The following is a 20,544-nucleotide window of genomic DNA, read 5'->3' on the forward strand; positions in this document are numbered from 1 at the left end:
CCCGGGGCTCATGGCATCGCCCGCCCCGAACCCCGAACCGGTCTCGTCGGCCGACCGGCGGCACACCACGGTGCGCCCCCGACCACGACCCGCCCGCTCCCTCGCACTAGCGGCCACGCTCGCCGTCGCGCTCGCCGGCCTCACCACCTCCGCCGCCGGCCCCTCCGCCGGTGGCGGTGAACCGACGGCCTCGGCCCGCGTCGCACCGGCCCCCTCGGTGTCGGCGACACCCGGCGGCGGCAGCGCCCCGCGATCCACTGCCACCCCCTCCTCGGGCGCGGACGGGCCGTCGGCCTCGGCCCCTGTCGCACCGGACCCCTCGGTGTCGGCCACGCCCAGCGGCGGCAGCGGCCCGCAGGAGAGCCCGGCGAGCGTCGACACGGCCTCACCCTCACCCACGGTTCCGCTCACCTGGACGGCCAACTCCCACCTCTGGCGGCCCGAATGCGACCATGACTACGTCGTCGCCAAGCCACCGCGGCAGGTCCCGCCGCCACCAGCCCCACAGGACGCCGCTGTGTGGGCCACGTCCCTGGGGGCGGTCCACGGGCGCACCACCCACCTGCAGATCACGGTGCAGGGCAGCGGCTCCGCGGCCGTCACCCTGGAAGGAGTGCGCGTGCGGGTGGTCAGCCGCTCCGCTCCCGCCGCCCCCGAGGCCATCGCCTACTCCATGTACGAAGGCTGCGGCGCCATCCTGATCCCCCGCCACTTCTCGGTGGACCTCGACGCGCACCGCCCCCTGGCCCGTTCGCTCCCCGGTAACCAAACGGACAGCCCGGACCCCGCCATCGACTTCCCCTACCAGGTGTCCCTACGGAAGCCGGAGGTCCTGCTCCTCTCCGCGCGCACCGACACCTGCACCTGCGACTGGTACGTCGACCTCGACTGGTCCTCACAGGGCCGCACGGGGACGGTGCGCATCGACGACCACGGCCGCCCCTTCCGCACCACCAACATCGAGGGCCTACCGCACTACTGGTACCAGGACCACGCCGGCTGGGTCCCCATGACCACCACCGAGGACGAGACGGAGACCGGCGACTGACACGCCGACCGACGACAGGCCGACGAAGCAACAGGCCGACGAACCAGAGGAGGACGAACCAGGGGAGGACGGAGCACAGGCTGCGTCAGCACTTCGAACTACTGGAGATCCGCACTCCATTGACGCTGTAGGCGTTGGTGAACACGGTGTGGGAGTTCGGCCCGAGGCAGATCGACCCCCCACTCTGGAGCCGCAGATGCACCACGTCGTCGTTCCGGGTGTTCAGGACCCCGTAGTGCGGCCGGGGTGTGACCGGCTGGAAGCCGCTGGTGACGACCTGGTACTTCGCCATCGGTCTGCCGGCCAGCAGGGCGTCGTTGTCCACGTAGAAGCAGACGTAGGGGTACGGGCAGCCCTGGGTGGGGGCCTCCGCGTGGGCGACGGACGCGCCGGTCACGGACATGGCCGCGACAGCCGCGCCCACCCCCACGAGGCTCGCGACCTTCCGAAGAACAGATCTCATCAAAACTCCAAACAACAACGGGTGGTTGGAAAGGGCTACCGACCGACGTCCCTCACCTCGACATGACGAAATCCAGGGCGACACCGGGAGCGGTCGTCCAGTAGGTGACCCGCTGGAAGTCGTTGGCGTACAACGTCTTGACGGGCATGGGCACATTGATCGGCTTGCCCGCGCCGCTACCGGGCTTACGACCCTGGAGGCTGAGGGTGATGGTCTTCGCCTCGTACTCGTCCATGGGACCGTTGACGACCAGACCGGCATACGCCTCCTCACCCGGACCGAGCGTGACGGGGACCCCCGGGTGCGGGTCGCTCTCCTTGATCACGGGGGCCGTGCGCCGGCCGTCGCCGAGCCGCACGAGGGGGTAGCGGTAGACGTCGCACTTCTTGGTGCCGGTGTTCTGGACGGTGAGGAGGAGATGCCTGGCGTCCTTGCTGTCCGCGGGCTCCTTGGAGGCGGACACACCGAGAACCTCCTGCGAGCAGGCGGGGACGGCACTCTTGCCGGCACTGCCACCGGCCTTCCCACCGATCGCCGACGGCCCGATCGCGGAGGCCTGCGCCGACACACCCCACCCGAGAACCATGACGAGACCCGCGGCCACGCCCACACGCCGACCCGCAAAAGCCTTCACGTTCATATACATGCTCCTTCTCTGATCCGGATGACGTCGCACAGCCCCGCAGCCTGCGTCGCGAGCGCCCAAAGAGATGGATGTCCCGGCCGAATAAAAGAAGGGAAGGGAACGTCGGACGCTACTGCTCTGCACTCGGCCGCATCAGCCGCTGCAACACCCAAAGCTTCGGACGGCCCGCAGACTGCGGACAACAGCCACCCCCCAACCCGCAACAGTGGAACGATCCCACCCCCGCCACCTGCGAAAACAAGAAAGCCTGGGACACCGATCCGCAACGCTCACCGACTACACGGTCGAGATCCTTGTAACGGACTGGCTCACGTACGGCCTGGTGGACGTCGACCCCAGCACGGTCGAGACCTGCACCCTCCAGAGCCAGAAGCACGTCATACTCGTCGGTCCGCAAGCGGCAGACTGGTTCCGACCCCCCTCGCGATATATTCGATCATGTATATTGATACACAAGCCGATGTGTACGGAGGTGGGCTCATGAGTAGAACCGTCATCGATCTCGACGACGATGCGTTGGACGCCGCAGCGAAGGAGCTGGGCACTTCCACGAAGCGGGACACCATCAACACCGCCCTGCGTGAGGTCGTCGCACGCAACCGTCGCTTGCGTGCCCTGCATGAACTGCAGGATCTCGCGGATGAAGGCGCCCTCGACATCGAATCCCTCCTGGACAAGCGCAACTATCGAGGTGGTTCCGCCCGGTGAGCGTTGCCGACTACCTCATCGATACGTCGGCCCTGGCTCGCGTTCTGCTGCGTCAGACGACCGAAGAGTGGGAGCAGAGGATGGGCGCCGGTCTGATCGCCCTGTGCGACCTGACCGAACTGGAAGTCCTCTACTGCGCCCGTTCCGCGAAAGATCGCGAGGCCATCCAGGAACGGCTGAACCAGTTCACCTGGTGCCCCATGCCCGACGGCATCTACCGGCGCGCCCGCGTCGTCCAGCGCGAGCTCACCACCAAGGGTGAGCACCGCAGCGCCGGAGCCGTCGACCTCCTCGTGGCCGCAGCCGCAGAAGAAGCAGGACTCATGCTGCTGCACTACGACCGCGACTTCGAAACCATCGCCCGCACCACCGGGCAGCCGGTCCGAACGATCGACCTCAAGTAGCCGGTCAGGCTCCCACAAGATCACGTACTTGAGGGGCTGGGGCCGCACGGGCTACCGGTTCCGCCGAGTTCCCGCGGCGGGCCCTCTGCCTGCAGCGCGCCGGCGTCGCGTCCTGGAAGCAGGGCGCGCGCCTTTCGGGGACGCCGCTTCGGCGGTACCGGTCCGGGGACCACGTCGAGCTTCCTATGTTCCTTGAACAGGTGCACCAGGTTGCGCCGTCGAGGAGTTCAAGCCTCCCGTGCTCGTTGGCGAACGCTTCGCTGGCCCGAGACAGTTTCGAACGGCACCACATTCTTGGTGCGTTTGGCCTGGATGATGCACAGCCCCTTCATGACCGGGTCCGGGTTCATCGCGACCGCGTCCACACCCTCGTCCTTCGACGGCTGTGTGTTCACGCTGTCCAGGCCGATGGCCTCGAACAGTTGCCGGATGAGGCGCTCAAACTCCGTGGGCGTCAGGTCCATCAGTACCGGGCGGTCTCCGCCAGGACTGACGCGTACAGTTCCCACAGCTTCGACGTCCCTGCCAGATCGGCGTTCCACGCCTCGACTCGGGCAACTTCTCTGATCGTCAGTTCGGAACGCTCCGGAGTATCCCGCACCAGGTCGATGACGTCAGCAGGTACTTGTTGAAGGCGTCCCTGCCATGAACTGCCCCGGCCGCCCTGCCTTGACACGGCCCGTTCATTTCGGGCGGAGACTTGTCCTGCCGACGGTTGACAACGGCAATCGTGCGGACGCGCCCGCGCAAGCCAGGTTTCGACCTGGCTCCCAAGATGGCCCCACAAACCACTCAGGGGCCCGATCCGCGATGCGGATCAGGCCCCTGACCTGGTACTTCACCGTCGGGGTGGCGGGATTTGAACCCACGACCTCTTCGTCCCGAACGAAGCGCGCTGCCAAGCTGCGCTACACCCCGATTGTCGCTGCTCGTCGCGGCGACGTCGTTTACTTTAGCCCACCGGTGGCCGGAGACGAAATCCGGTTTTCGGGGTGGCGGTCGGGGCGGTCGGGGCGGCCCCGCCGGGGGTGCACCGGGTCGGGGCGGAGATGGTCGACGACGACGATGAGGAGGGCGACGGCGCAGAAGGCGAGGCCCAGGAGGAGGGCGTTGCCGAGGACGTCCTTGTAGCCGTGGCGGTCGACGTCCAGGAACGGGTAGAGGTACGGGGCCGGCCAGTCGGTGGTCACCAGGGCCGCACGGCCGAGCGTGGACGCCAGGTACGCCAGCGGGTAGAGCAGCCAGGCCACCGCGTGGATCAGGCGGGGTGGGGACGGGCGGGTCAGCAGCAGCCAGTCCGCCACCACCGCGAGGGGGATCACCGTGTGGAGGGCGAGGTTGGTCACGGCGAGCCAGCCGGTGGGCGTGACCGGGGCGCCGGTCGGCGACGTGGTCATCGAGAACGTCGTCGGGACGTTCGTCAGGAGCAGGTGATACACCGACGCAGTGATCACGGCGTAGAGAACCGTGCCTCCCGTCACCGCGGACGGCAGGGGGCGGCGGGCCGACCAGGCTTGGCGGGCCGAGACGGCGAAGACCAGTGCCACCAGGACCGCGCTCTGGACCGAGAAGTGGCTGAACGCGCGCAGCGGGCTGCCCAGCACCATCTCGGTCACCACGGCCGCGGCCGCCACCAGCGCGACCAAGGCGCGGTACGCCCCCGCCCATGGGCGTCGTGCCGGTGCCACCACCGCCGTCGCGGGCACGACGGACGTCACCGGAGCGGGGATGCCCGAGATCGCGGGCAGGTCGGGGATGTCCCTGGGTATCGGTGCGGTCATGCGCTCACGCTAAGCCGACCGGACGAAACGGGCGATCCAGGGTGATCCGTACGGGTGGGCATCGAGGGCGGGAGTACGTCCACACCGGGCTCGGCCCAAGGCCACTCCTGGGCCCAGGCCAGCCATGTAACCCCGAGGACCTTCACCGCAGCCCAAGCCCAACCTCAACCCCAAGCCCAACCAGGCTCCGCCCAGCCGGCCCCGTCTCGGCCCGGGTCGAGAGGCCTACCCCTCCCGTCCCACCAATGTCAGCAGCGAAGCCTCCGGTGGGCACGCGAACCGCACCGGGGTGAAGCGGTTCGTGCCGCAGCCGGCGGAGACGTGCATATAGGCGGTGTGACCGTCGGCCGTGTGTGTGGAGAGGCCCTTGACGCGGTCCGTGTCGAGATCGCAGTTGGTGACGAGGGCGCCGTAGAAGGGGACGCAGAGCTGTCCGCCATGGGTGTGGCCAGCGAGGATGAGCGGGTAGCCGTCGGCGGTGAAGGCGTCCAGGCTGCGGAGGTAGGGGGCGTGGACGACGGCCAGGGAGAGGTCGGCGGAGTCCGACGGACCGCCGGCCACCCGCGCGTACCGGTCCCGCTTGATGTGCGGGTCGTCCAGGCCGGTCAGTTCGACCGACATGCCCTCGATCTTCAGCGTGCCGCGGGTGTTGGTGAGGTTGAGCCAGCCCGCCCCGTCGAAGCCGTCCCGCAGGTCCTCCCACGGGTTGTGGATGGCGCCCACCACCGGCTTGTTGCCGTTCAGACCGTGTCGGCCCTGAACCTTCTCCAACAGGTAGCGCGCGGGGTTGCGCAGCTTCGGGCCGTAGTAGTCGTTGGAGCCGAAGACGTACGCGCCGGGGAACTCCATCAGCGGGCCGAGCGCGTCCAGGACCTCGGGGACGCCCTCGGGGTCGGAGAGGTTGTCCCCGGTGTTGATCACGAAGTCGGGGCGCAACCCGGCCAGGGACCGCAGCCAGCGCTGCTTCTTGCGCTGCCCGCTCACCATGTGGATGTCGGACACCTGGAGTATGCGCAGCGGCCGCATGCCCGGTGGCAGCACCGGCACCGTCACCCGCCGCAGCCGGAAGGAGCGGGCCTCGAATCCCGCCGCGTACACCACACCGGCGGCACCGACCGCCGCGATCCCCAGAGGTACTCCGTATCGCGCTCGCATGTGTCCATCGTGTCAGACCCGGCCGAGCCCGAGCGCCCGCCTGTGGACAACCCTCGCCCACCACCGCCGTGCGTCACCGATCGTCAACTCGCCCTGTGGACAACCGACTCCGGCTCCCGCATCCGATCCGCACACACCAGCGAAATCAAGGCGCGCTTCGCACACCACACCTGCGACAATCGACGCCATGACCACGCTCAAGTCGAAGCTGCAGGAAGACCTCAACGCCGCCATCAAGGAGCGCGACGAGCTCCGCTCCTCGACGCTCCGGCTGACGCTCACCGCGATCACGAAGGAAGAGGTCGCGGGCAAGGAGAAGCGTGAGCTCTCCGACGACGAGGTGCTCAAGGTGATCACCAAGGAGGCGAAGAAGCGCCGTGAGGCCGCGGAGGCCTTCGCCCAGGGCGGTCGTACGGAGTCGGCCGAGCGGGAGAAGGCGGAGGGCGAGCTTCTCGCCGAGTACCTGCCCAAGCAGCTGTCCGACGAGGAGCTGCGGCAGATCGTCGTGCAGGCCGTCGAGGAGGTACGGGCGGCCGGTGCCGAGGGCCCGCGCGCGATGGGCCAGGTCATGAAGATCGTCAACCCGAAGGTGGCCGGGCTCGCCGAGGGCGGCCGCGTCGCCGCCATCGTCAAGCAGCAGCTCGCAGGCGGCTGACCGCCGACCGGCTCCCTCCCGGCTGCCGGCTCCGGCAGGCCCCTCAGGCTCCGGCGGGCCCCTCAGGCTCCGGCGGGCCCCTCAGGCTTCGGCAGGTTCTCCGGTCCGCGCTCTCCGGCGTCCGCCCGGCTTTCCGGTCGGCTCCCTGGCGTCCGCCCTGCCTTCCCGCCGTTGTCGGCCTTCCGGTTCCTGCCAGGCACTCACGCTCTCGCCGGCCCTCCCACACGACGGCGGTGGGGCGCCCCGTCTCCAGGGGCGCCCCACGCCGCACCTCTATCTACCGGTCCACGATTCACCGGTTCGCCGCCACGTCCGTCACCGGTCTGCTCCGACGACGGCCGTCAGGGAGCCGCCGCCACGTCCGTCACCCGAATCCGCCGCCACCGCCGTTGCCGTTCCCGTTGTTCCCGCCGTTCGTCTGGCCCTGGAACCAGTTCTCCGGGATGGTGAAGTCCGGGGTCGGGAAGGTGGTGCCGCCGTCGGTGCCGCCGACGAAGCCACCGTCGCCCCCGTCGTCACCGTTGCCGTTGTCGTCGCCGTTCCCGTTCCCGTTCCCATTGCCGTTGTCGTCGTCCCCACGGCCGCGGTCCGGCCGCTCGTCGGGGATGAAGACGCGGTTGAAGTCGGGGTTCGGCCTGCCCTCGAGCGCGCCGGACATCATGTCGCGCCAGATCGGGCCGGGAACCCGGCCACCGAAGACCGCCTCGTGCCATTCGCCGCCGATACGGATGTTCACCATGCGGCGCTTGTGCGCGGGGTCGCCGACCCAGACGGCACCGGCCATGTTCGGGGTGTAGCCCACGAACCAGGCCGCGTAACGGAAGTCCGTCGTACCGGTCTTACCGGCGCTGGGGCGGCTGCCGCCGAGGCCGGCCTCCCGGCCCGTACCGTCCTCGACCACGCCCTCGAGCAGGGTGCTGATCGTGTCGGCGGTCTTCTCGGACATGGCACGCGAGCACGTCGACTTCGGGACCTCCAGCGACTTCGACTTCTCGCCGACCCGCTGGGTGATGGACTCGATGGCGACCGGCGTGCAGTACATGCCGCGCGCGGCGAAGGTGGCGTACGCGTTCGCCATGGTCAGCGGGGACATCTCCTGCGTGCCGAGCGCGATCGACGGGGCCTGGTCGATCTTGCGGCCGTCGGCCCGCTCGACACCCATCTTCCCGGCCATCTTGGTCACCGGGCAGATGCCGATGTCCGCGATCATCTGCACGAAGTAGGTGTTGACCGACAGCGCGGTCGCCTTCTTCATCGAGTACGGGCCGACCTCGCTCGCGCTCTCGTTCTCGAGCTTCGCGGCGCTGCTGCCGGTGCCGTTGCGCCAGGTGCCGCCGTCACAGGTGGAGATCGGGCTCGGGTACGCCATCTTGTACGGCGCGGAGTAGATCTTCCCCGGGGACATGCCGTCCTCGATGGCCGCCGCGGCGACGATCGGCTTGAACGTCGAACCGGGCTGGTAGCCCGCTCCGCCACCCATCGACTCGTCGACCGAGAGGTTGATCGACGTCTCGTTCTTCTTGGTGTCCAGGCCGTACGGCCTGGACTGGCCCATGGCGAGGATCTTGCCCGTGCCCGGCTCCACGATGGTGGCGGCGGTGGCCACCTCGTCCTTCTGCCGGACGTGGGCCTTGACGGAGGCCTGGACCGACTTCTGGGCCTTCGGGTCCATCGTCGTCTGGATCGTCAGACCGCCCTGGTTCCAGATCTTGGCCCGCTCCTCCTTGGTCTTCCCGAAGATCGGGTCGTTCAGGAAGATCTTGCGGACGTAGTCGCAGAAGAAGCCGGCGCCCTTGACGGCGGTGATGCAGCCGTTCTTCGGCTTGCTGATGTCGAGGCCGAGCGGCTTCTCCTTGGCCTTGTCGGCGTCCGTCTGGGAGATGTCGCCGACATCGGCCATGCGCTGCAGCACGGTGTTGCGCCGCTTGGTGGCCTCCTGCGGGTCGTTCACCGGGTCGTACCGGCTGGGCGACTGCACGATGCCGGCGAGGAGTGCGGCCTCCTCGACGTCCAGGTCCTTGGCGGACTTGGAGAAGTACCGATGGGAGGCGGCCTCGACGCCGTAGGCCTGCTGGCCGAAGAACGTGATGTTCAGGTAGTTCTCGAGGATCTTCTTCTTGCCGAGTTCCTCCTCGAGCTGGATCGCCTTCTTCAGCTCGTTGATCTTCCGGCCGAGGGTCTGCTGGGTGGCCTGGGCGACCAGCGTCGGGTCGTCACCGGCCTCCTCGACCGCCACGTTCTTCACCAGCTGCTGCGTCAGCGTGGACGCGCCCTGGGTGACACCGCCCTCCCGCGCGTTCCGGTTGAGCGCGCGCAGGACGCCCTTCAGGTCGATCGCGCCGTGCTGGTAGAACCGGGCGTCCTCGATGGCGATGATCGCCTGCTGCATGTACGGCGAGATCTCCTTGAGATCGACCACCGTACGGTCGCGGCTGTACACCGTGGCGATCGAGTCGCCCTTGCTGTCGAGGATCGTGGTGCGCTGGCTCAGCGGTGGCTGCTTGAGGTTGGCGGGGAGCTCGTCGAACCCCTCGACGGACCCCTTGGCCGCGAGTCCCAGGGCGCCGACCGCGGGCAGGGCGATGCCCGCCATGACGGCGCCGGCGAGCACGCTGACACCTAGGAACTTGGCGGCCTGCTGTGTGGGGGACAGACCACCACCCGAGCGCTTGTTTGGCATGAGGGCAGCCTAATCCGTCCCGACGACCGTTCCGAAGGACAGGTGGGTCCAGAGGAGTACGGGTGCCGGATCGTGACATCCCGTCGCCAGGACGCCATCGGCGCCGGGGCGTGAAGGAAACATGAACGGTTGTCTACGTTCTCATTCGCCGGACACGCGCGCAGGCGTTGGCCTAAGCTGCTCTCAACTGTCACAGCCGTAGGCCCTTGTATCAAGTACGTCCAGCGAGCCCGAATCGTTCTGACGTTCTTCCGATTTTTTTCCGGTGCCGTGTCCGAATCCACCTCGTGTGTCATTCGGTGTCCGTTGTGACGCATGTCAACTGTCCCGTTCTGACGGGATAGTCACGTATGTCCTCAGGTCACTCCCGCGGGTGATCTGCCGCTTACGCATAGTCCGTTCGGGCCATTCAAGATTGGGCCCGAAGGGGGTGTTGCGCTGTGCCCACCTTCCGTAACGTCCTCAACTGGCGGCGGTGAATATGCCGCTGCCGCCGTGGGGGAGCCTCGATTCGGGAGAGGACGGCGCCGGTATGGGCTGGGTAACCGACTGGAGTGCGCAGGCTGCCTGCCGCACTACCGATCCGGATGAACTGTTCGTTCAAGGAGCAGCGCAGAACAGGGCCAAGGCGGTGTGCACCGGATGCCCGGTGCGCACGGAGTGCCTGGCGGACGCGTTGGACAACCGCGTCGAGTTCGGCGTGTGGGGAGGAATGACGGAACGCGAGCGCCGCGCACTGCTGCGCAGGCGACCGACCGTCACGTCGTGGCGCAGGCTGCTGGAGACCGCGCGCACGGAGTACGAGCGTGGCGCGGGCATTCTGCCGCTCGACGATGACGAGATGTACGAGAACTACGCGGCAGTGAGCTGAGGGCGAGGCCCCTTCCGGGCCACGTCGGTCGAGGGCGCCCTTGAGGCGTTGGCGCGTCGGGCAGGTGCGCCGGCTCTCGGGTGCCCCGAGGCGTGGACCGGCTTCGGGCCACGGACGGCTCCTCAGCCTCCGTCAGTTCAGCCGGCCGACCGGTCAGTTGTCGGAGGTGGGCAGCTCCGGCCTTATGGCCGCGAGCCGGTCCCCGATGTCCCGCAGCCCCGTCAGGTCGTGGACATCTCCGGGCAGCGCGGCCACTTCGGCCACGGCCACCTCGGGATGAAGCGCGGTGAAGCGGTCACGCGTGCGCTGCTCGCGGGAGAGCAGACGCATCCGCTCGGCGTGCAGCCTGAGCAGGCCGGCCGTGAGTTGTTCCACCGTCAGGTCCGGGGCGGGGGAGCCGTCCTGGGGGTCGGCCGTTGCGGAAGATTCTGGACTGGCTGAACTGTCGTACGTGTCGGGAGAGTTACGAACTGCTTTCCCGTCCGTCTGATCCACAATGCGGGGCTCGTCAAGATTTTCCGCGGCGGCGAGCGCGCGCTCGGCGGACAGCTGGGCAGCGCCGCTGCCATGGACGCGGTTGAGCACCAGACCGGCCAGCGGCATGTCCTCGGCCGCCAGCCGCTCCACGAAGTACGCCGCCTCACGCAGCGCGTCCCGCTCCGGCGCGGCCACCACCAGGAAGGCCGTGCCGGGCGCCTGGAGCAGCTTGTACGTGGCGTCGGCACGGGTACGGAAGCCGCCGAACATGGAGTCCATCGCGGCCACGAACGTCTGTACGTCCTTGAGCAGTTGACCGCCCAGCAGCTTGCCCAGGGCGCCCGTCATCATCGACATGCCGACGTTGAGGAACTTCATGCCGGCCCGCCCGCCGACCTTCGCGGGCGCCAGCAGCACCCGGATCAGCTTGCCGTCGAGGAACGAACCCAGCCGCTTCGGGGCGTCCAGGAAGTCCAGCGCCGAGCGGGACGGCGGGGTGTCGACGACGATCAGGTCCCACTCGTCGCGGGCCCGCAGCTGGCCCAGCTTCTCCATCGCCATGTACTCCTGCGTGCCCGCGAAGCCTGCCGAGAGCGACTGGTAGAAGGGGTTGCTCAGGATCGCGGAGGCCCGGTCGGGGTCCGCGTGCGCCTCGACGATCTCGTCGAAGGTGCGCTTCATGTCGAGCATCATGGCGTGCAGTTCGCCGTCCCCGTCGATGCCCTTCACCCGGCGCGGGGTGTTGTCCAACGAGTCGATGCCCATGGACTGGGCGAGTCGCCGCGCCGGGTCGATGGTCAGCACGACCACCTTGCGGCCGCGCTCGGCGGCCCGCACCCCGAGGGCCGCCGCCGTGGTCGTCTTGCCCACACCGCCGGCGCCGCAGCACACCACGATGCGGGTCCCCGGGTCGTCCAGCAGGGGATCGACGGCCAGCGGCCGGGTCGAGCTGATCACGCGATGCCCGTCCGGCGCGTGGGACGGGGCCTGGGCGGGGTCCGAGTCGTGGTCGTGCGCCGCGTCGCGCTCGGCGGCCGGGTCCGGAGTCATGAGATCCCTTGCTGACGCAGTTCCGTGGCGAGTTCGTACAGGCCCGCGAGGTCCATTCCCTCGGCGAGCAGCGGCAGTTCGTGCAGCGGCAGGTCCAGCTCGCCCAGGACGCCCCGCTGCTCGTGCTCCAGGGCGTACCGCTCGGCGTACTCCTCGGCCTGCGCGAGCAGCGGCTCCACCAGCCGCTCGGCGTTGCCGCCGCGCCGCGCACCGCCCAGACCGGCCGTGGACAGGGACTTGGCGACGGCCGTACGCGGCACCGCGCGCGCGAACTCCAGCTCGCCCGCGTCCAGCACCTCGGGCCGCACCATGTTGACGATGATCCGCCCCACCGGCAGCTTCGCGGCCCGCAGCTCGGCGATGCCGTCCGCCGTCTCCTGGACGGGCATCTCCTCCAGCAGCGTCACCAGGTGCACAGCCGTCTCGGGGGACTTCAGGACCCGCATGACGGCCTGGGCCTGATTGTGTATCGGGCCGATCTTGGCGAGTCCCGCCACCTCGTCGTTGACGTTCAGGAAGCGGGTGATGCGCCCGGTGGGCGGCGCGTCCATCACGACGTAGTCGTACGTGAACCGCCCGCTCTTCTCCTTGCGCCGCACCGCCTCGCAGGCCTTGCCCGTCAGGAGCACGTCCCTCAGGCCGGGCGCGATGGTGGTCGCGAAGTCGATGGCGCCGAGCTTCTTCAGCGCCCGGCCCGCCCCGCCGAGCTTGTAGAACATCTGGAGGTAGTCCAACAGGGCCAGTTCGGGGTCGATGGCCAGCGCGTACACCTCCCCGCCCCCGGGAGCCACCGCGATCTTCCGCTCCTCGTACGGAAGTGCCTCCGCCTCGAAGAGCTGCGCGATGCCCTGTCTGCCCTCGACCTCGACCAGGAGGGTGCGCTTCCCCTCGGTCGCGAGGGCGAGCGCGAGTGCGGCGGCGACCGTGGTCTTTCCGGTCCCGCCCTTGCCGCTGACGACCTGGAGCCTGCTCACGTATTCGAGCCTAACCAGTCCGCGCGCGGCATACGCGGGAGGCTGTGGACAACTTGTGCCCTCCCCACCTGTCGGCCCCCGCGCAACCCGTGCCGGGACGACGGCGGAACCCGTGCCGGGCGACGGCCCGGGCAGCGGATAAAGTCGGCCACATGACCAAGTGGGAATACGCAACCGTGCCGCTGCTCGTCCATGCCACGAAGCAGATTCTGGACACCTGGGGCGAGGACGGCTGGGAGCTCGTCCAGGTCGTGCCCGGGCCGAACAACCCCGAGCAGCTGGTGGCCTACCTGAAGCGGCCCAAGCCGTGAGCGCCGTCGAGGCGAAGCTCGCGGAACTCGGGCTGAGGCTGCCCGAGGTCGTTCCGCCGCTCGCCGCGTACCAGCCGGCCGTGCGCAGCGGGGTGTACGTCTACACCGCCGGGCAGCTGCCCATGGTGGACGGCAAGCTGCCCGTCACGGGCAAGGTCGGTGCCGAGGTCACCCCCGAGGAGGCCAAGGAGCTCGCCCGCACCTGCGCGCTGAACGCCCTGGCCGCCGTCAAGTCCGTGGTGGGTGACCTGGACCGGGTCGCGCGTGTGGTGAAGGTCGTCGGCTTCGTGGCCTCGGCGTCCGACTTCACCGGGCAGCCCGCCGTGCTGAACGGCGCGAGCGAACTCCTGGGCGCCGTCCTCGGCGACAAGGGCGTCCACGCGCGCAGCGCGGTCGGTGTGGCGGTCCTGCCGCTGGACGCGCCGGTCGAGGTGGAGCTCCAGGTGGAGCTCACCGAGGCGTAGAGCCCGCCGAGATCGCGGAGGCTCACTCGAACATCAGCCCGTGACGAGTTAGCCTCCGCCCATGGCAAACGGGCAGTGGTACCCCGCCGAGTGGCCGGACCGCATCCGCGCACTCGCGGCCGGCACGCTGACACCGGCGGCCCCCAGGCGGGCCGCCACCGTCATGCTGCTCAAGGACACGGCCGACATCCCGGTCGTGCACATGCTGCGCAGACGCGCCTCCATGGCCTTCGCCGGAGGCGCGTACGCGTATCCCGGCGGCGGTGTGGACCCGCGCGACGACGATCACCAGATCCGCTGGGCGGGCCCCACGCGCGCGTGGTGGGCGTCCCGGCTCGGCGTCGACGAGGACGACGCCCAGGCGATCGTCTGCGCGGCTGTCCGGGAGACGTACGAGGAGGCAGGCGTCCTGCTCGCCGGGCCGAGCCCCGACACCGTGATCGACGACACCACGGGCGACGACTGGGAGGCGGACCGCGCCGCGGTGGCGGCCCGGGAGCTGTCGTTCGCCGAGTTCCTGGAGCGCCGGGGACTGGTCCTGCGCTCCGATCTCCTCGGCGCCTGGGCGCGCTGGATCACCCCGGAGTTCGAGGCCCGTCGTTACGACACGTGGTTCTTCGTTGCCGTTCTCCCGCAGGGCCAGCGCACCCGCAACGCCTCCACGGAGGCCGACCGCACGGTGTGGATCCGGCCCCGGGACGCGGCGGACGGCTACGACAAGGGCGAGCTGATGATGATGCCGCCCACCATCGCGACCCTGCGGTCGCTCGCGGAGCACGGCTCGGCCGCCGCCGCGCTCGCCGCCGCACCCGCCCGCGATCTGACACCCGTCCTCGCCAGGGCCCGCCTGGAGAACGACGACGTGGTCCTCTCCTGGCCGGGGCACGACGAGTTCACCAAGCGTGTTCCGGCCGCCGGAGACCCCACATGAACGCGGTGACAATCCTCCCGCCGGCGACCGCCTTCCTGGCGGCGACAGCCCTCCCGGGCCGGTCGGGCGCCAGGCCCGGACCTCCGCGCATGTCCCCCGCAGCGCCGCGCGGCGGTCGGGACGCCGTACCGGCTCGCGACCGACACCGTGACGCTCCCACCGTCCCGCTGGAAGGCACCTCCGCATGACCGACGCAGCAGCCCTTCCCGGCCGGCCCAGGGGCGGTGTCCTGTCCGGCCCCGCCACCGCCCGCGCCGTCAACGTGCTCGCGCCGAACGCCTCCGTGATGACGCTGGACGGCACCAACACCTGGGTCGTCTCCGAACCGGACTCCGACCTCGCCGTCGTCATCGACCCCGGCCCGCTGGACGACGCTCATCTGCGCAACGTCGTCGACACGGCGGAGAAGGCCGGCCGACGCGTCGCGCTGACCCTGCTCACGCACGGGCACCCCGACCATGCGGAGGGCGCCGCCCGCTTCGCCGAGCTGACCGGCACGCACGTACGGGCCCTGGACCCTGCGCTGCGGCTCGGCGACGAAGGACTGGGCGCGGGCGACGTCGTCTCGGTCGGCGGCCTGGAACTCCGTGTCGTCCCCACCCCCGGCCACACCGCCGACTCGCTCTGCTTCCACATCCCGGCCGACCGGGCCGTCCTGACCGGCGACACCGTCCTGGGCCGCGGCACGACGGTCGTGGCCCACCCCGACGGCCGTCTCGGCGACTATCTCGACTCGCTGCGCCGCCTCCGGTCCCTCACGGTCGACGATGGTGTCCACACCGTCCTCCCCGGCCACGGCCCCGTCCTGGAGGACGCCCAGGGCGCCGTCGAGTTCTATCTGGCCCACCGCGCCCATCGGCTGGCCCAGGTGGAGACAGCCGTCGAGAACGGCTACCGCACCCCCGGCGACGTCGTCGCCCACGTCTACGCGGACGTCGACCGCTCCCTGTGGCCCGCAGCGGAGCTCTCGGTACGGGCACAGCTGGAGTACCTGACCGAACATGGCCTGATCTGACCGCTTTTGCATCGACCCTCGTTAGAGCCTGACCACTTTTGTGTCTGAGCGTCTGCCTCCGGGCTTCCCGGACGCCCATGGTGCACCACCGACCTCGGGCCCCTCTCGGCCCCCTGGAGCCCCTCTCAGGCGCGTCCAGGGCACAGAGCAACGGGGCCCGCCCCGAGAACGAGACGAACCCCATCGACAGACGAGCCCTGCGTCAGCGAGAACGCTTGGCCAGCCGCTCCACGTCCAGCAGGATCACCGCGCGGGCCTCCAGGCGCAGCCACCCGCGCTGAGCGAAGTCCGCCAGCGCCTTGTTCACGGTCTCCCGGGACGCGCCGACGAGCTGCGCCAGCTCCTCCTGCGTGAGGTCGTGCACCACGTGGATGCCTTCCTCCGACTGCACCCCGAACCGGCGGGAGAGGTCGAGCAGCGCGCGAGCGACCCGCCCGGGCACGTCCGAGAACACCAGGTCGGACATCTGGTCGTTGGTCTTGCGCAGGCGCCGGGCGACCGCGCGCAGCAGCGCCGCCGCCACCTCGGGCCGCGCGTTCAGCCACGGCTGGAGGTCGCCGTGACCGAGGCCCAGCAGCTTGACCTCGGTCAGCGCCGTGGCCGTCGCCGTCCGCGGACCCGGGTCGAACAGCGACAGCTCGCCGATCAGCTCACCGGGGCCGAGCACGGCCAGCATGTTCTCGCGGCCGTCGGGCGAGGCGCGGTGCAGCTTCACCTTGCCCTCGGTGACCACGTAGAGGCGGTCGCCGGGGTCGCCCTCGTGGAAGAGAGCGTCGCCGCGCGCGAGCGTCACCTCACTCATGGAGGCGCGGAGCTCCGCGGCCTGCTCGTCATCGAGCGCCGCGAAGAGCGGGGCGCGCCGCAGAACGTCGTCCACGAGTTCTCTCCTTGTCGACCTGCTCAGGGGATCTTGCTCCCCGTACTACCAGGGGACCGTGTTCCCCATCTTGCCGGACGGTCCAAACAGTGTGATCTGTCACAAGGATGCCGCACACATGTCCCGGGGTAAGCGTCAGGGGTCCAATTGGGGGCCGATCTTCTGGGCCCGGGGCGGATGTCGGTGCCGGGCTTTAGGCTGGCCGGGTGTCCAAAACGCCGGTGAGAGCACAGGCCGAGGGGGCTGGGCGGGTGGTTGTACGGCGCGATTCCGCTGTGGGCGAACAGGGCCCCGCGGGGGCGAACAAAACGGCAAAGGCGACGAAGGTGTCCGATCCATCAGCGGCGGAGAACTCCGCCCGAGAGACCACGGCCCCGGCGAAAGCCGCCCCGGCGAGCAAACCGGCCCCGGTGAAGAAGGCCACCACCGCCCGGAAGACGGCGGCGGTGAAGAAGGTGGCGGAGAAGAAGGCAGCGGTGAAGGCGGATGCGGCGCCCGGAGCGGCCCCGGCCGGGAGAACGGCGTCGGCGGCCAAGCCCGAGTCCCGGACCGCCCTCGTCCGCCGTGCCCGTCGCATCAACCGCGAACTCGCCGAGGTGTACCCGTACGCGCACCCGGAACTGGACTTCGAGAACTCGTTCCAGCTGATCGTGGCGACGGTCCTGTCCGCACAGACGACCGACCTGCGGGTCAACCAGACGACACCGGCGCTGTTCGCGAAGTACCCCACCCCCGAGGACCTGGCCGCGGCCGACCCGCAGGAGGTCGAGGAGATCCTGCGGCCCTGCGGGTTCTTCCGGGCGAAGACGAAGTCGGTGATGGGGCTGTCGAAGGCCTTGGTGGACAACCACGGCGGCGAGGTCCCCGGCCGTCTCGAAGACCTGGTCAAGCTGCCTGGCGTCGGCCGCAAGACCGCCTTCGTCGTGCTGGGCAACGCGTTCGGCCGCCCCGGCATCACCGTGGACACCCACTTCCAGCGGCTCGTACGGCGCTGGCGATGGACCGAGGCGACCGACCCGGACAAGATCGAGGCGGCCATCGGCGCGCTCTTCCCCAAGAGCGAGTGGACGATGCTGTCGCACCACGTGATCTTCCACGGCCGCCGCATCTGTCACGCACGCAAGCCGGCCTGCGGCGCCTGCCCCATCGCACCGCTCTGCCCCGCGTTCGGTGAGGGGGAGACGGATCCCGAGAAGGCCAGGAAGCTCCTGAAGTACGAGAAGGGCGGCTTCCCCGGCCAGCGCCTCAAGCCTCCGCAGTCCTACCTCGACGCGGGCGGTATCCCGGCCCCGCCGCTCGGGGCCGCCGGATGAGGGCCCGCACCGAGCGACCGACCGCGCCCACCGACGGCCCCTCCGGCCCGCACGCCGCCGTCGCCGTCCGCCGCGTCGCACAGGTCACCGCGACCGTCCGCCGCGTCGCACACGTCACCGCGGCCGTCCGCTTCCGCGCGCGCATCACCGCGGCCGTCCGCTTCGGCGCGCACGTCACCGCACCCGTCTCCTCGGGCGCGCACGCCGGCGCCTGCATCAGCTTCCACCCGGACGCCGTCTCGCGCTCCTGCTCCGGCGGGCGCCCTCCCCGCCCCGCCTTCCGCCACCCACAAGAGGGACGTGAGGCCCGAGTGGAACGATCGGCTGCCCTCCGGGCGTTGGGACCGGAAGAACGACGGGGGTGGCTATGACACGCGCGAGCCGGACGGACGGCGGCACGGACACCGACAACGGGCACCATGCGGGGCGACGCCACGCATGGGACGACCGCGTCGGCCTGGACAAGGCGGACCTGCCCACCTGGCTGGACCCGGTGGTGCGCGCCGTCGAGACGGTCGAGCCACTGCAGCTGAGCCGCTTCCTGCCGCCGGAGAACGGCTCGGGGAGGCAGTCGGCGGTCCTGATCCTGTTCGGCGACGGCCCGAGCGGGCCCGAGCTGCTGCTCATGGAGCGCGCCGGTTCGCTGAGATCGCACGCGGGCCAGCCGTCCTTCCCGGGCGGCGCCCTCGACCCCGAGGACGGCGATCCCCAGACCGACGGCCCGCTGCGCGCCGCCCTGCGCGAGGCCGAGGAGGAGACCGGTCTCGACCCCGTCGGCGTCCAGCTCTTCGGTGTGCTGCCCAAGCTCTACATCCCGGTCAGCGGCTTCGTCGTGACCCCCGTCCTGGGCTGGTGGCGCCGCCCCACCCCGGTCCGCGTCGTCGATCCGAACGAGACGGCACGCGTCTTCACCGTTCCCGTGGCGGATCTCACGGATCCCGCCAACAGAGCCACCGCCGTGCACCCCCGCGGGTACGCAGGCCCGGCATTTCTGGTCGAATCAGCCCTGGTGTGGGGTTTCACGGCCGGAGTGATCGACCGTCTGCTGCACTACTCGGGCTGGGAACGCCCCTGGGACCGCGAGAAGCAGGTCCCGCTCGACTGGCGCTCATGACAGGGTGTCTGCCGTGCTGCGTCTTCTGGGACCTGTCGCGTCCCCCTGTCGCCGCGCGGCGGACCGGTCCCCCGGTCGGCCTGTAGTGATCGCGTAGTGACGAGGCGAGGCTTGAAGCGGTGAACGTGCTGGACATCCTGTTGCTGGTCGCCGCCGTCTGGTTCGCGATCGTGGGTTATCGACAGGGCTTCGTCGTCGGCATCCTCTCGGTGATCGGCTTCCTCGGCGGCGGTCTCGTCGCGGTGTACGCCATGCCCGTCATCTGGGACTGGATGACCGACAACTCCGAGGTCAGCACGGCCGCCGCGGTCGTCGCGGTGATCATCGTGATCGTCTGCGCCTCCGTCGGCCAGGCCCTGACCACCCACCTCGGCAACAAACTGCGCCGCTACATCACCTGGTCCCCGGCCCGAGCTCTGGACGCCACCGGCGGCGCCCTTGTCAACGTGGTCGCGATGCTCCTGGTCGCCTGGCTGATCGGCTCCGCACTCGCCGGGACGACCCTGCCGACGCTCGGCAAGGAGGTCCGCGACTCCAAGGTGCTGCGGGGCGTGGCCGGTGCCCTGCCCAACCAGGCGGACACCTGGTTCGCGGACTTCTCCTCGGTCCTCACACAGAACGGCTTCCCGCAGGTCTTCAGCCCGTTCTCGAACGAGCCGATCACCGAGGTCCAGCCCCCCGACCCGGCGCTCGCGAGCAGCCCGGTAGCCCAGCGCGCCAAGCGATCCATCGTCAAGGTCATGGGCACCGCCCAGAGTTGCGGCAAGGTCCTCGAAGGCACCGGCTTCGTCTTCGGCGAGCGCCGGGTGATGACCAACGCGCACGTGGTCGGCGGAGTCGACGAACCCACCGTCCAGATCGGCGGCGAGGGCCGCAAGTACGACGCCAAGGTCGTCCTCTACGACTGGGAGCGAGACATCGCCGTACTGGACGTGCCCAGCCTCAAGGCGCCCGCGCTGCAGTTCACCACCAAGGACGCCGTCAGCAGCGACGACGCGATCGTCGCGGGCTTCCCGGAGAACGGCGCGTACGACATCCGCCCCGCGCGCGTGCGTGGCCGCATCACGGCCAACGGCGCCGACATCTACAAGCGCGGCACCGTCCACCGTGACGTCTACTCGCTCTACGCGACGGTCCGCCAGGGCAACTCCGGCGGCCCGCTGCTCACGCCCGAAGGCAGGGTCTACGGCGTGGTCTTCGCGAAGTCCCTCGACGACCCGCAGACGGGCTACGCCCTCACCGCGGACGAGGTCAAGGAGGACATCGCCAAGGGCCGTACGGCCAACCAGCAGGTGGACAGCGACAGCTGCGCCCTCTGAGGCCGAGCGGGGCCGGTGGTGGTGTGAGGTTCTGTGCGGGTCGCCCCGTGCAGAGAGGGATCGCCCCTCCGGCTCAGGGGCGGGGATGGCGCAGGCGGGCCGAGACCCAGCGGGCCCGGCGGCGCAGGATGCGCGGAATGCCCAGCCGGGGATCGGTAGCCTGCAGTTGCGGGCCGCCCCTCTGGTGGGAGCTCAGGCCCGAGGCCGAGCGGCGGTTGCGTGCTGCGTCACTGTAGTCGTGCGTCCAGCCCATACCCCGACGTGTGCCCCCGCCCCAAGGTCGATAAC

General features: G+C 69.9%; 22 protein-coding genes, 1 tRNA gene and 1 pseudogene. 13 read left to right on the top strand and 11 right to left on the bottom strand.

Annotation, left to right across the window (positions count from 1 at the left end; translation table 11 throughout):
- Positions 1-1,048: pseudogene (locus P1P70_RS20445) on the top strand (transcriptional regulator); the annotation flags it as partial.
- Between the two features lie 85 nt (positions 1,049-1,133).
- On the opposite strand, the gene P1P70_RS20450 reads toward P1P70_RS20445, so the two are convergent.
- Together P1P70_RS20450 and P1P70_RS20455 are read right to left on the bottom strand one after the other, a co-directional pair.
- The gene (locus tag P1P70_RS20450; RefSeq protein WP_319239834.1) at positions 1,134-1,511 is read right to left on the bottom strand and encodes a hypothetical protein; all 378 of its coding nucleotides are present in this window, start codon (positions 1,509-1,511) and stop codon (positions 1,134-1,136) included.
- Positions 1,512-1,563: 52 nt separating this feature from the next.
- Positions 1,564-2,151, bottom strand: coding sequence for a DUF4232 domain-containing protein (locus P1P70_RS20455; RefSeq protein WP_319239836.1), 588 nt, complete (start codon positions 2,149-2,151; stop codon positions 1,564-1,566).
- A gap of 486 nt (positions 2,152-2,637) precedes the next feature.
- Here P1P70_RS20455 and P1P70_RS20465 point away from each other — a divergent pair, with 486 nt between their 5' ends.
- Both P1P70_RS20465 and P1P70_RS20470 read left to right on the top strand, forming a co-directional pair.
- Positions 2,638-2,865, top strand: a complete 228-nt coding sequence (locus P1P70_RS20465) for a type II toxin-antitoxin system VapB family antitoxin (RefSeq protein WP_319239838.1) — start codon at positions 2,638-2,640, stop codon at positions 2,863-2,865.
- Entirely contained in the window at positions 2,862-3,269 is a 408-nt protein-coding gene (locus P1P70_RS20470) for a PIN domain nuclease (RefSeq protein WP_319239840.1), read from the top strand. Before P1P70_RS20465 ends, P1P70_RS20470 begins: the two co-directional genes overlap by 4 nt.
- A gap of 227 nt (positions 3,270-3,496) precedes the next feature.
- Here P1P70_RS20470 and P1P70_RS20475 read toward each other — a convergent pair whose 3' ends face one another.
- The 4 genes from P1P70_RS20475 to P1P70_RS20490 all read right to left on the bottom strand — a co-directional run bounded on the left by P1P70_RS20475 (position 3,497) and on the right by P1P70_RS20490 (position 6,205).
- Positions 3,497-3,733: a restriction endonuclease gene (locus P1P70_RS20475; protein ID WP_319239842.1), complete on the bottom strand. Its 237-nt coding sequence runs from the start codon at positions 3,731-3,733 to the stop codon at positions 3,497-3,499.
- Positions 3,734-4,113: 380 nt separating this feature from the next.
- A tRNA-Pro gene (locus P1P70_RS20480) sits at positions 4,114-4,187 on the bottom strand.
- Positions 4,188-4,216: 29 nt separating this feature from the next.
- Positions 4,217-5,050, bottom strand: coding sequence for a Pr6Pr family membrane protein (locus P1P70_RS20485; RefSeq protein ID WP_319239844.1), 834 nt, complete (start codon positions 5,048-5,050; stop codon positions 4,217-4,219).
- Between the two features lie 225 nt (positions 5,051-5,275).
- The gene (locus P1P70_RS20490; protein ID WP_319239846.1) at positions 5,276-6,205 is read right to left on the bottom strand and encodes a metallophosphoesterase; all 930 of its coding nucleotides are present in this window, start codon (positions 6,203-6,205) and stop codon (positions 5,276-5,278) included.
- A gap of 187 nt (positions 6,206-6,392) precedes the next feature.
- Here P1P70_RS20490 and P1P70_RS20495 point away from each other — a divergent pair, with 187 nt between their 5' ends.
- Positions 6,393-6,860, top strand: coding sequence for a GatB/YqeY domain-containing protein (locus tag P1P70_RS20495; RefSeq protein ID WP_033524585.1), 468 nt, complete (start codon positions 6,393-6,395; stop codon positions 6,858-6,860).
- Positions 6,861-7,224: 364 nt separating this feature from the next.
- On the opposite strand, the gene P1P70_RS20500 is transcribed toward P1P70_RS20495, so the two are convergent.
- Positions 7,225-9,540 carry a transglycosylase domain-containing protein gene (locus P1P70_RS20500; protein WP_319239848.1) on the bottom strand — a complete coding sequence of 772 codons (2,316 nt, stop codon included), beginning with the start codon at positions 9,538-9,540 and terminating at the stop codon, positions 7,225-7,227.
- Between the two features lie 532 nt (positions 9,541-10,072).
- Here P1P70_RS20500 and wblA point away from each other — a divergent pair.
- Entirely contained in the window at positions 10,073-10,411 is a 339-nt protein-coding gene (gene wblA / locus P1P70_RS20505; RefSeq protein WP_033524587.1) for a transcriptional regulator WblA, read from the top strand.
- 153 nt (positions 10,412-10,564) lie between these two features.
- Here wblA and P1P70_RS20510 read toward each other — a convergent pair whose 3' ends face one another.
- Together P1P70_RS20510 and P1P70_RS20515 are read right to left on the bottom strand one after the other, a co-directional pair.
- The gene (locus tag P1P70_RS20510) at positions 10,565-11,938 is read right to left on the bottom strand and encodes an ArsA family ATPase (protein ID WP_319239850.1); all 1,374 of its coding nucleotides are present in this window, start codon (positions 11,936-11,938) and stop codon (positions 10,565-10,567) included.
- Positions 11,935-12,912 carry an ArsA family ATPase gene (locus P1P70_RS20515; RefSeq protein WP_319239852.1) on the bottom strand — a complete coding sequence of 326 codons (978 nt, stop codon included), beginning with the start codon at positions 12,910-12,912 and terminating at the stop codon, positions 11,935-11,937. Before P1P70_RS20515 ends, P1P70_RS20510 begins: the two co-directional genes overlap by 4 nt.
- A 152-nt stretch (positions 12,913-13,064) precedes the next feature.
- Between P1P70_RS20515 and P1P70_RS20520 the strand changes: the two genes are divergently transcribed.
- The 4 genes from P1P70_RS20520 (at position 13,065) to P1P70_RS20535 (ending at position 15,633) form a co-directional block, all read left to right on the top strand.
- Positions 13,065-13,223 (top strand): DUF4177 domain-containing protein, encoded by a 159-nt coding sequence (locus P1P70_RS20520; RefSeq protein WP_086785308.1) that lies wholly within the window; start codon positions 13,065-13,067, stop codon positions 13,221-13,223.
- Positions 13,220-13,687 carry a RidA family protein gene (locus P1P70_RS20525; RefSeq protein ID WP_319239854.1) on the top strand — a complete coding sequence of 156 codons (468 nt, stop codon included), beginning with the start codon at positions 13,220-13,222 and terminating at the stop codon, positions 13,685-13,687. Before P1P70_RS20520 ends, P1P70_RS20525 begins: the two co-directional genes overlap by 4 nt.
- 61 nt (positions 13,688-13,748) lie before the next feature.
- Positions 13,749-14,618 carry an NUDIX hydrolase gene (locus tag P1P70_RS20530; protein ID WP_319239856.1) on the top strand — a complete coding sequence of 290 codons (870 nt, stop codon included), beginning with the start codon at positions 13,749-13,751 and terminating at the stop codon, positions 14,616-14,618.
- Positions 14,619-14,802: 184 nt separating this feature from the next.
- The gene (locus tag P1P70_RS20535; protein WP_319239858.1) at positions 14,803-15,633 is read left to right on the top strand and encodes an MBL fold metallo-hydrolase; all 831 of its coding nucleotides are present in this window, start codon (positions 14,803-14,805) and stop codon (positions 15,631-15,633) included.
- Positions 15,634-15,835: 202 nt separating this feature from the next.
- Here P1P70_RS20535 and P1P70_RS20540 read toward each other — a convergent pair whose 3' ends face one another.
- Positions 15,836-16,510, bottom strand: a complete 675-nt coding sequence (locus P1P70_RS20540; RefSeq protein WP_005476003.1) for a Crp/Fnr family transcriptional regulator — start codon at positions 16,508-16,510, stop codon at positions 15,836-15,838.
- A 251-nt stretch (positions 16,511-16,761) separates the two neighbouring features.
- Between P1P70_RS20540 and nth the strand changes: the two genes are divergently transcribed.
- From nth to P1P70_RS20560, 4 genes are all read left to right on the top strand, one after another.
- On the top strand, positions 16,762-17,823 hold the full coding sequence (nth, locus tag P1P70_RS20545) for an endonuclease III (protein ID WP_413471502.1): 1,062 nt from the start codon (positions 16,762-16,764) through the stop codon (positions 17,821-17,823).
- On the top strand, positions 17,820-18,194 hold the full coding sequence (locus P1P70_RS20550; RefSeq protein ID WP_319239862.1) for a hypothetical protein: 375 nt from the start codon (positions 17,820-17,822) through the stop codon (positions 18,192-18,194). Before nth ends, P1P70_RS20550 begins: the two co-directional genes overlap by 4 nt.
- On the top strand, positions 18,191-18,937 hold the full coding sequence (locus P1P70_RS20555; RefSeq protein ID WP_319239864.1) for a CoA pyrophosphatase: 747 nt from the start codon (positions 18,191-18,193) through the stop codon (positions 18,935-18,937). Before P1P70_RS20550 ends, P1P70_RS20555 begins: the two co-directional genes overlap by 4 nt.
- A 119-nt stretch (positions 18,938-19,056) precedes the next feature.
- Positions 19,057-20,256 (top strand): MarP family serine protease, encoded by a 1,200-nt coding sequence (locus P1P70_RS20560; protein ID WP_319239866.1) that lies wholly within the window; start codon positions 19,057-19,059, stop codon positions 20,254-20,256.
- Between the two features lie 73 nt (positions 20,257-20,329).
- On the opposite strand, the gene P1P70_RS20565 is transcribed toward P1P70_RS20560, so the two are convergent.
- Complete coding sequence (locus P1P70_RS20565) at positions 20,330-20,509, bottom strand: hypothetical protein (RefSeq protein WP_319239868.1); 180 nt, start codon at positions 20,507-20,509, stop codon at positions 20,330-20,332.
- Between the last annotated feature and the right edge of the window lie 35 nt (positions 20,510-20,544).

Source organism: Streptomyces sp. MB09-02B (genome assembly GCF_033794485.1).
Classification (GTDB): domain Bacteria; phylum Actinomycetota; class Actinomycetes; order Streptomycetales; family Streptomycetaceae; genus Streptomyces.